8 protein-coding genes are annotated in these 10,036 nt (G+C 67.1%); 5 read left to right on the forward strand and 3 right to left on the reverse strand.

Annotation, left to right across the window (positions count from 1 at the left end; translation table 11 throughout):
* Positions 1 to 11: 11 nt before the first annotated feature.
* From rfbF to GM672_RS21805, 5 genes are read left to right on the forward strand one after another with little or no spacing between them, the layout of a single operon-like run.
* Positions 12 to 788, forward strand: coding sequence for a glucose-1-phosphate cytidylyltransferase (gene rfbF / locus GM672_RS21785; RefSeq protein WP_155472635.1), 777 nt, complete (start codon positions 12 to 14; stop codon positions 786 to 788).
* Positions 788 to 1,888, forward strand: coding sequence for a CDP-glucose 4,6-dehydratase (gene rfbG, locus GM672_RS21790; RefSeq protein ID WP_155472636.1), 1,101 nt, complete (start codon positions 788 to 790; stop codon positions 1,886 to 1,888). Before rfbF ends, rfbG begins: the two co-directional genes overlap by 1 nt.
* Complete coding sequence (locus tag GM672_RS21795) at positions 1,876 to 2,304, forward strand: dTDP-4-dehydrorhamnose 3,5-epimerase (protein WP_155472637.1); 429 nt, start codon at positions 1,876 to 1,878, stop codon at positions 2,302 to 2,304. The genes rfbG and GM672_RS21795 overlap by 13 nt, the downstream gene beginning before the upstream one ends.
* A complete protein-coding gene (locus GM672_RS21800) occupies positions 2,301 to 3,209 on the forward strand; it encodes an SDR family oxidoreductase (RefSeq protein WP_170300186.1) in 909 nt (302 codons plus the stop codon). The genes GM672_RS21795 and GM672_RS21800 overlap by 4 nt, the downstream gene beginning before the upstream one ends.
* Positions 3,196 to 4,458, forward strand: a complete 1,263-nt coding sequence (locus GM672_RS21805) for a protoporphyrinogen/coproporphyrinogen oxidase (RefSeq protein ID WP_155472639.1) — start codon at positions 3,196 to 3,198, stop codon at positions 4,456 to 4,458. Before GM672_RS21800 ends, GM672_RS21805 begins: the two co-directional genes overlap by 14 nt.
* A gap of 12 nt (positions 4,459 to 4,470) precedes the next feature.
* Here the strand turns inward: GM672_RS21805 and GM672_RS21810 are convergent, their stop codons facing one another.
* The 3 genes from GM672_RS21810 to GM672_RS28440 form a co-directional block, all read right to left on the reverse strand.
* The gene (locus GM672_RS21810) at positions 4,471 to 5,856 is read right to left on the reverse strand and encodes an HlyD family type I secretion periplasmic adaptor subunit (RefSeq protein WP_155472640.1); all 1,386 of its coding nucleotides are present in this window, start codon (positions 5,854 to 5,856) and stop codon (positions 4,471 to 4,473) included.
* Positions 5,829 to 7,973, reverse strand: coding sequence for a peptidase domain-containing ABC transporter (locus tag GM672_RS21815; RefSeq protein ID WP_155472641.1), 2,145 nt, complete (start codon positions 7,971 to 7,973; stop codon positions 5,829 to 5,831). Before GM672_RS21815 ends, GM672_RS21810 begins: the two co-directional genes overlap by 28 nt.
* A gap of 189 nt (positions 7,974 to 8,162) precedes the next feature.
* The coding region (locus GM672_RS28440; RefSeq protein WP_503826361.1) for an SPM autocatalytic domain-containing protein at positions 8,163 to 10,036 on the reverse strand (1,874 nt) is incomplete at its 5' end.

A 10,036-nucleotide genomic window follows, 5' to 3' on the forward strand; every position in this document is an offset into this window, starting at 1 on the left:
CGGGAATAACTATGAAAGCAGTGATACTGGCAGGCGGTCTGGGCACGCGCATCAGCGAGGAAACCTCCGTCAAGCCCAAGCCCATGGTGGAAATCGGCGGCAAGCCGATCCTGTGGCACATCATGAAGAGCTACTCGGCCCACGGCGTGAACGACTTCGTCATCTGCTGCGGCTACAAGGGCTACGTCATCAAGGAGTATTTCGCCAACTACTTCCTGCACACGTCGGACGTCACCTTCGACATGCAGAACAACCGCATGGAAGTGCACGCCCGCAGCGCCGAGCCGTGGAAGGTCACCCTGGTCGACACGGGCGACGAGACGCTGACGGGCGGGCGCCTGAAGCGCGTGCGCGAGTACGTCAAGGACGAGGAAGCGTTCTGCTTTACCTACGGTGACGGCGTCAGCAACGTCGACATCACGGCCCTGGTCGCGTTCCACCGCGCCCACGGCAAGCTGGCCACGTTGACGGCGATCCAGCCGCCGGGCCGCTTCGGCGCGCTGAACCTGGAAGGCGAGCGCATCGCCAGCTTCCAGGAAAAGCCCCAGGGCGACGGCGCCTGGATCAACGGCGGCTTCTTCGTGCTGTCGCCCCAGGCCATCGACTACGTCGACGGCGACGACACCACGTGGGAAAAACAGCCGATGGAACGGCTGGCGCACGACGGCCAGATCCAGGCCTACTTCCACCGCGACTTCTGGCAGCCGATGGACACGCTGCGCGACAAGATGCACCTGGAAGACCTTTGGAAATCCGGGCAGGCGCCCTGGAAAACGTGGAAATCATAATGTTCGACAATATCTATCGCGGCAAGAAGGTCCTGATCACGGGGCACACGGGGTTCAAGGGCACGTGGCTGGCGTGCTGGCTGCTCAAGCTGGGCGCGCGGGTGGCCGGCCTGTCCGACTGCATTCCCACCCAGCCGTCGATCTTCGAGGTCACCGGCATGGCCGGCCATGTCGAACACCACGTGGGCGACGTGCGCGACCTGGCCACCGTGCAGAACGTGCTGGCCGCGTTCGAGCCGGACTTCGTGTTCCACCTGGCCGCGCAGCCCATCGTGTCGGTGTCCTACGAGGCGCCGGTCGATACCATCACCACCAACGTCATCGGCACCACCAACGTGCTGGAGGCCTTGCGCCGGCTGGACCGGGAGTGCGTGGCCGTCATGATCACGTCCGACAAGTGCTACGAGAACGTCGAGTGGCTGTGGGGCTACCGGGAGACGGACCATATCGGCGGGCGCGACGTCTACAGCGGCTCGAAGGGCGCGGCCGAGGTCATCATCCACGCCTACTACTACTCCTTCTTCCGCGCGCCGGACAGCAAGGTGCGCCTGGCCAGCGGGCGGGCCGGCAACGTCATCGGCGGCGGCGACTGGGCGCGCGACCGCATCGTCGTCGACTGCATGCGCAACTGGAGCGAAGGACGCAAGGTCGAGATCCGCAGCCCCCAGGCCACGCGGCCGTGGCAGCACGTGCTGGAGCCGCTGTCGGGCTACCTGGCTCTGGGCGCGGCCCTGCAGCGCGACCGCGCCCTGTCGGGCGAGGCCTTCAACTTCGGTCCCCGGGCCGAGCAGAACCGCACCGTGCTGGAATTGCTGGGCGACCTGTCGCGCCACTGGCATTTCGCCAGTCCGGACCAGGCCTACGACGTGACGGGCAATATCCCCTTCCATGAAGCGGGCCTGCTCAAGCTTAATTGCGACAAGGCCCTGTTCCAGCTGCGCTGGGAAGCGAACCTGAACTACGAGACCTGCGTGCGGCTCGTCAGCGACTGGTACTACCGCTACTACCGCGAGGCGGCCGACATGCATGCGCTGACGATGGCGCAGATCGGCGAATTCGAGGCGCTGGCCACGCAGCGGGGACTGGCATGGACGCGCTGACCCGGCCGGCGCCGCTGACCGTCACGCCGCTGGCCCGCATCGCCCATCCGCAGGGCGACGTGTACCACGGCATGAAGGCCAGCGACGACGGCTACGCCGGCTTCGGCGAAGCCTATTTCACGACCGTGCACCACGGCGTCACCAAGGGGTGGAAGCAGCACACGCGCATGGTGATGAACCTGGTGGTGGTGGCCGGCGACGTCACGTTCCACCTGCACGATGCCGCCACCGGGCAGACCGTCAGTCATTGCCTGGGCACGCAGCACTACGCCCGCCTGACGGTGCCGCCCGGCTGGTGGATGGCCTTCACGGGCACGGCGCCGGGCCTGAACCTGGTGTGCAACCTGGCCAGCATCGCGCACGATCCCACCGAGGCGGTCAACGTGCCGCTGGCCACCTACCCGCTGGCGCCGTGAGAATCCTGCTGACGGGGGCCGGGGGCCTGCTGGGCACGGCCGTGACGGCCGCCGCGGGCGCGCGCGGCTGGACCTGCACGCCGCTGCCCCGCCCGGCGCTGCCCGATGCCCCAGGCGCGCTGGCGGCCCGCCTGGCCGAAGGCTGGGACCTGCTGATCCACGCCGCCGCCAACACCAATGTCGAGGCCTGCGAAACCGACCCGTCGGCCTGCTACCGCGACAACCTGCTGCTCACCGAACTGATCGCCACGGCCACCGCCCGCGCCGGGACGAAACTGCTGTTCGTCTCCAGCACGGGCGTGTACGGCGACGCCCAGGCCACGCCCTGGCGCGAGTACGACGCCGTGGCGCCCACCACCCACCATCACCGCAGCAAGGTGCTGGCCGAGCAGTGCGTGCTGGCCGCGGCTGCCGGTAACCTGGTGGTGCGCACGGGCTGGCTGTTCGGCGGCCCGCCCGCCAATCCGAAGAACTTCGTGGCGCGGCGCCTGGACGAGGCGCGCGCCGTGCTGGCCGCCGGCACGGTGATGGCATCGAACGCGCAGCAGCGCGGCGTGCCGTGCTACAGCGCCGACATCGCCGGCCGCATGCTCGACCTGGCCGCCGGCGGCCTGGCCGGCGTGTTCAATTGCGTCAACGGCGGCAGCGCCTCGCGGCATGAATATGTACAGGCCATCGTCGATGCGGCCGGGCTGGCACTGGCCGTGCAGCCATCCGCCGCCGCTTCGTTCCGGCGCGTGGCGAAGGTGTCGGACAACGAGATGGCGGAGAACTGGAAAGCGGCCATGCTGGGCTGGCCGGCCATGCCGGACTGGCGTACCAGCCTGGCAGGCTACGTCCTCTCCGAGCTGGACGAATATGCCGGGCAGATCCGGCGGGAACAGGCAAACCATGGAACAGATTGACATCGTCATCCTGGGCGGCGGCATCGCCGGCCTGGGCGCGGCACTGAAGGCGCGCGAACTGGGCCGCCAGGCCGTCATCTTCGAGGCCCGCGACAGCGCCGGCGGCCTGCTCGACAACTTCACCATCGACGGCTTCCGCTTCGACCATGCCGTCCACCTGTCCTTCGCCAGCGAGCCGAAGGTGCGCGAGATCTTCGACCGCACGCCGTACCTGACGCACCCGGCCGATTCGACCTGCTTCGACGACGGCTACTGGCTCAAGCACCCCGTGCAGAACAACCTGTTCCCGCTGCCGGCCGAGCAGCGCGTGGCGCTGATCAAGTCCTTCCTGGCCCGGCCCGACACGGTGGCCGGCGACGACTACGAAAGCTGGCTGCGCCACCAGTACGGCGACGCGCTGGCCGAACGCTACCCGATCCGCTATACGCGCAAATACTGGGCCACGCCGGCATCGAAGCTGTCGACCGCGTGGATCGGCAACCGCATGCGCCGCGCGGAACTGGACGAAATCCTGCTGGGGGCGCTGACGGCCGACACGCCCAACACCTATTACACGAAGGAGATGCGCTATCCGCAGGCGGGCGGCTACAAGGCCTTCATCCAGCCCCTGATCGACCAGTCCGAGATCCGCACCGGCCACACCGTCACGGCGATCGACACGGCCGCGAAGGTGGTGCACTTCGCCAACGGCGTCCAGGTGGGCTACGGGGCGCTGGTCAGCACCCTGCCGCTGCCGGTGCTGGTGCAGCTGGCCAGGGAGGCGCCCGACGCGGTGCGCCAGGCCGGCGCAAACCTGCACGCGACGTCGATCGACTTGATTTCGGTGGGCTTCGACAAGCCGCTCGTGCGTGACCTGTGGTTCTATATCTACGACGAGGATATCCTGGCCAGCCGGGCCTACTCGCCATCCGTCAAGTCCCCCGACAACGCGCCACCGGGCTGCAGTTCGCTGCAGTTCGAGATCTACAACTACGGCACCGGCACGGTGCACGATCCGGCTGACTTGAAGGCCAATACCTTGCAGGCGCTGCGCCGCATGGGCATTGCCGACGAGAGCGACGTCGTCGTGCTGGACCACCGGCGCCTGCCTTATGGGAACGTGATTTTCGAGCAGGGCATGGAGGAGCCGCGCGGCGCCGTGCGCGCCTGGGCGGCCCAGGCGGGCATCGCCACGTGCGGGCGCTTCGGCGAATGGGACTACCTGTGGAGCAACCAGTCCCTGCTCAGCGGCTATAACGCCGTCACCTGACGGCGCAGGGCGTCACGGTTCGCGGATCGATTCGTCCATAGCCTTCGTCAGGGGCCACAGCAGGTAGGACATGATGGAGCGGTCGCCGACGACGATTTCGGCCGTGACCGTCATGCCCGGCATCAGCTGCGTGCCCGGCTCCATCTTGCGCAGCTTGACTTCGCCGTATTCGACGCGGGCCAGGTAGTACGCATCGGTGCCCTGGCCGGCCGCCACCTGCTCGCGCTTGAACGAGTCGGAGCTGACGGTGCGCAGCTTGCCATCCAGCGCGCCATGCTTCTGGAACGGGAAGGCATCGAGCTTCAGGTGCACGGGCGCGCCCTGGCGGATATAGCCGATATCGGCCGAGTCGATCTGCACTTCCGCTTCCAGCTTGGCGCCCAGCGGCACCAGGGTGAACATCTGCTCGGCTTCGCGCACGATGCTGCCCTGCGACAGCTTGCCCATTTCCAGCACGACGGCGTCCACCGGCGCGGTGACGCTGACCATCTGGCGGCGCTTGTCCGCCTTGGTCAGCTGCTCGTTGATGCTGTCGCGCTCGCGCGTTACGAGAAGCAGGTCTTCCAGCGACTTCTGGCGCCAGCCCCGGCCGAAGGCGGATTGTTCGGCCTCGGCCGCGGCCAGTTCCTTGGCCAGTTCCAGTTCGCGGCTGCGGCCGTTGACGAGGCTGCGCTCCACTTCCAGGCGGCGGTCGCGCGCTTCGAGCAGCTGCATCTTGGCGCCGAAGTTCTCGGCCACCAGCTTTTCCTGCATGGCTTCGATCTGGGCCAGCGACTTCAGGCGTTCGGCCAGCACCTGCTGGTCGCGCCGGTTGGTCTCGATGCTGGCGCGCAGGCGCAGCACGTTCTCGTCCAGCCGGCGTTTCTGGGCGTCGAAATTGCCCTGGCGCTCGCCCGACAGCTGCGCCTGCAGCTGGTCGTCCACGCCCCGCGTGCCGGCCGCCGGCGCGCGCTTGCCGGCCAGTTCGGCCTGCAGCCCGGCCACTTGCGTGTCGAGGCTGCGCAGGCGGTTGCGCAGCTGCTGTTCGTCGGCCTGGGTGAAGGTGGGGTCCAGTTCGGCCAGCACTTCGCCCTTCTTGACGACCTGGCCCACGCGCACGTTGACGCGCTGGACGATCGACGTCTCCAGCGGCTGCACGACGATGTTGGCGGTAGGGTTGACGAGGCGGCCATGGGCCGTCACGACGGACTCCATTTCCGACAGGCTGGCCCAGACGATGAACGACACCAGGGCCAGGGCCAGCAGGTAGAGCGTGGTGCGCACGTAGCGCGGCAGCGGGCTGCGTTCGATCGCGTCCGCATCGGGCAGGAAGGCCACTTCGGTGTCGGATTCCTCGCCCAGGCGGCGGGCCAGGCCGCGCCGCTCGCCTCTTACAGGTGACTTGTTTGCTGGTTCCATAGGTGCTGGTAAGTGTCGCTGCGCGTCAGCAGCTCTTCATGCCTGCCGGCGTCGACCAGGCGGCCGCGCTGCATGACGAGGATCGAGTCGGCGTTGACGAGCGTCGACAGGCGGTGCGAGATCATGACGACGGTACGGCCGACGGCGATCTTCGACAGGTTGCGGATAAAGATCGCTTCGCTTTCCGGGTCCAGCGCGCTGGCCGCTTCGTCCAGCACGAGGATGCGCGGCTTGCCCAGCAACGAACGGGCAATCGACAGGCGCTGCTTCTGGCCGCCGGACAGGTTCGAGGCATTTTCTTCCAGCAGCGTGTCGTAGCCGGCCGGCATGCGCTCGATGAATTCGTCGGCCCCCGCCGCGGCGGCCGCTTCGGCGATCTCGTCGAAGGTGGCGTCCGGCTTGGTGACGAGCAGGTTCTCGCGGATGGTACCGCGGAACAGGAAGTTTTCCTGCAGGACGACGCCGATCTGGCGCCGCAGGTGGGACAGCTCGATTTCCCGCGCGTCGAAGCCGTCGAAGCGCACGATCCCTTCCTGCACGGCGTACAGGCCCTGGATCACCTTCGTCAGCGTGGTCTTGCCCGATCCGCTGCGGCCGACGATGCCGACCACGGTGCCGGGCTTGATGGTGAAGGCGGTGCGGTCCAGCGCATTGACCTGGCTGCCCGGGTAGCGGAACGTCACATCCTCGAACTTGATTTCGCCCGTCAGAACGGGGCGCAGGCCGCCGGCGCCGGCACGCCCTTCCGGCGCCCGGTTCATCACTTCGCCCATCATCTTCACCGACAGGGCCGTTTCCTGGTATTCGTTGACCAGGCCGACAATCGAAATGAGGGGCGACGTCACCCGTTGCGACAGCATCTGGAAGGCGATCAGGGCACCGATCGTCAGCGTCTGGTCGAACACGCCCTGGGCGCCCACGACGATCAGCGTGACGGGCATCAGCTTGCCGAGGAAGTCGGTGACGGCGTTGCCCGTGATGGAAATCTGGCCGACCCGGAAGTGCATCGTGATGGCTTCGGCGGAGCGCTGGTCCCAGTCGCGCCGCTGGGCCGGCTCGATCGCCAGCGCCTTGACGGTGCGCATGCCGTGGATGGTCTCGACCAGCATGGCCTGGCGCATGCCCTCGGCCGCGTACAGGGCGTTCAGGCGGCGCTGGAAGGTGGGCACCATGGCCATCACCACTGCGGCGATCAGGGCCGAGAACAGCAGCACGATCATCGTCAGCTTGAACGAATACGAGAACAGGATGGGCAGGAATACCACCAGCGACAGCAGGTCCAGGCCCGTGAAGAAGAGGCGCCCCGTCAGGAAGCTGCGGATCTTCTCGAGCTGCTGCATGTGGCGCGTGATGATGCCGGCCGTGGTGGTTTCGAAATAATCGATCGGCAGCGACAGCAGGTGGGCGAACACGCGCCGCGTCAGGCGCATGTCGATCTTGTTGGTGGCGGCCAGGATCAGGACCTGGCGCAGGTAGCCGAACAGCGCGTCGAACACGAGGGCCATGACGATGCCCACCGTCAGCACCCACAGGGTCGTGATGCTCTGGTGCGTCAGCACCTTGTCGATCACCAGCTGGAAGAAGATGGGCGAGGCCAGGGCCAGTACCTGCATCACGATGGCGGCCAGCAGGATGTCGCGGAAGGCGCCCTTCTGCTTGAGCAGTTCGGGGATGAACCAGCGCAGGCCGAACGGCTGGGTGGGATCGGTCAGCTTGTGCTGGCGTTTCAGGAACAGCACCTCGCCGGTCCAGTGGCGCATGAAGTCGTCATGGCCGACCTGCACCACCTGGCCGTTGTTGGCGGCCGGGTTCAGCACGGCCACCTGGGCACCGGTGCCCTCGCCCTGGGCGCCGACGATGATGACCATATTGCCATCGGCGAGGCGTGCCAGCAGCGGGTAGACCCCTTGCTGCACCAGCAGGCGCTGCCAGGTGAGGCGGTCGGCCTTGGCCTTGAGCCCGATATCGGACGCGATGCGCAGCAGCTGGCCGTCGTTCGGTTCCTTCGCCGCCAGGGCGTAATCGTCGATCAGGCGGTCAGGATTGATCTGCAGCCCGTGGTGTTGCGCGACGGCTGTCAGGCACTGGATGGCGGTATGGGGGAATTTATCGGGCATTGTTTGGACGAATGTTTTCGCCAGCAGATTCTACCCCAGCCACTGGTGTTCGGGCGCCTGTTCCATCTGCCGAACAGAGGGGTAAAAACGACGGACGCGGCGGGAATAAAAAAACGGCAGGACCGTAGTCCTGCCGTTCCTGCCGGGACGGGGCAACCGGCTGCTGCCGGTCGCCTCCCGATGGCGCGATTACTTCGACGGGCTTGCCAGGAAGCCGTGGCCTGCGGTGCTCTGCAGGGCCTTCAGGCGCAGCGTTTCTTCGCTGGAGGCCATCGACTCGGCGCCGGAGCGCAGCTTGTTGGCGTCGTCGAAGGTCTTCATGGCGCTGGCCAGGTTGGCCACACCCGAGGACAGGCTGTTCGACGGCGTCGCATCGAGCTTGAGCATGCCGCTGGCCGGAGCCGGCGTCGCCGTGCCGTACGATGCGATGGCGGCGGTCAGGCTGCCCACGCTGGTGGTGACCTTGCTTGCCGCGAACCAGACGTCGGCCGCAGCATGGGTCTGGCCATCGGCCGTTTCGTACGTGGACTTCAGGCCAACGATGTTGCCGTTGTCCATGCTGCCATCCACCGTCGATTGCAGGCCCAGCTTCGTGATGTTCAACTCGGCCAGCGACTTCAGTTCGCTCGCATCGCTGAGGCCATCGGCGTTGCCGTCCACCCACACACGCAGCTGGCTGAAGGCGCTGTCGCCGGCGGTCAGGCTGCCGTCGCCATTCGAATCGAGCTCAGCCATTGCCTGGTAGCCGTTGGTGGCCTTCTGGCCGCTGGCCAGCGTGGTGCCTTCGCCGAACAGCTCGGAGCCGTCGTTGATGACGCCGTCGCCGTTGCGGTCCAGTGCCAGCAGGCCGTCCTTGCCACCCACCCAGCCCGTCGCCAGCTTCTCGCCGCTGCCCAGCAGGTCGAACTGCACGCCTGCCGACTGGGCCACGGTATCGATGCCGTTACCGTCCAGGTCCAGCACGATTGGCGTGTAGAACGTCGGGTTCTTCATCGCGCCGATCTGGCTCGACGACAGCGCCTGCGTCTGGGTCGAGGTCAAGGCGCAAATCTGCGCGCTGGTCAGGGCCGCCATCTGCGACGTCGTCATCGCCTGCAGCTGGCTGGTCGTCAGACCGCGGATGGCCGCCGTCTTCAGTGCCGCCACGTCGGCCGTTTCCAGCGCAACAGCTTGCTGGGTCGTCAGCGCGGCGACCTGGGTGCTGGTCAGGGCCACGATCACGTTGGTGCGCAGCGCCACGATGTCGTTCGTGCTCAGGGCCGAGATCTGGCCCGTCGTCAGCGACGCCACCTGGGCCGACGTCAGGGCGTAGGCCTGGGCCGTCGTCAGCGAGGCCACCTGGGCGGTGGTCAGGCCGCCGGCGATATTGGCCGTGCTCATCGCCACGATCTGGCCCGTGCTCAGGGCGGCGATCTGGCCGGTGGTCAGTGCCGCCACCTGCGCCGTACGCAGCGTGGCGATGGCTGCCGTCTTCAGGCTGGCGATATCGGCCGTTTCCAGCGCCGCGATGCCTTGCGTGCTGAAGTTCGAGACCTGGGCCGTCGACAGCGCGGCGATCTGGCTCGAGGACAGTGCCACGACCTGGTTCGTCGTCAGCGCCGCCACCTGGTGCGTCTTCAGGCCGCCGATGGTGGAGGTCTTCAGCGCGGCCAGGTCGGCCGTTTCGAGGGCTGCCAGGACGTCCGTTGCCAGCGCGCCGATCTGGGCCGAGTTGAGGGCCGCAGCCTGGTTGCTCGACAGGGCCACCACCTGGTTGGTCGACAGCGACGCCAGCGAAGCCGTGGTCAGTGCCGCCACCTGGTTGGTGCCCAGGGCACCGATCTGGTTGGTCGTCAGGGCCGCCACCTGCGCCGACTTCAGCGCGGCGATGACGTTGGTCTTCAGGCCACCGATATCGGCCGTCTCGATCGCGGCAATCGCGTTGGTCGACAGCGCACCGAACTGGGCGGTGTTGAAGGCACCCAGCTGGTTCGAGCTCAGGGCGACGATCTGGTTGGTCGTCAACGCGTTGGCCAGTTGATTGGTCGTCAGCGCGGCGATCTGGCCGGTGGCCATGCTGCCCA

The organism is Pseudoduganella buxea (genome assembly GCF_009720835.1).
GTDB lineage: Bacteria > Pseudomonadota > Gammaproteobacteria > Burkholderiales > Burkholderiaceae_D > Rugamonas > Rugamonas buxea.

Bases quoted from the DNA above. Each gene is read 5' to 3' on its own strand.
- rfbF (WP_155472635.1), top strand. From the start codon at position 12: ATGAAAGCAGTGATACTGGCAGGCGGTCTGGGCACGCGCATCAGCGAG.
- rfbG (WP_155472636.1), top strand. From the start codon at position 788: ATGTTCGACAATATCTATCGCGGCAAGAAGGTCCTGATCACGGGGCAC.
- GM672_RS21795 (WP_155472637.1), top strand. From the start codon at position 1,876: ATGGACGCGCTGACCCGGCCGGCGCCGCTGACCGTCACGCCGCTGGCC.
- GM672_RS21805 (WP_155472639.1), top strand. From the start codon at position 3,196: ATGGAACAGATTGACATCGTCATCCTGGGCGGCGGCATCGCCGGCCTG.
- GM672_RS21810 (WP_155472640.1), bottom strand. From the start codon at position 5,856: ATGGAACCAGCAAACAAGTCACCTGTAAGAGGCGAGCGGCGCGGCCTG.
- GM672_RS21815 (WP_155472641.1), bottom strand. From the start codon at position 7,973: ATGCCCGATAAATTCCCCCATACCGCCATCCAGTGCCTGACAGCCGTC.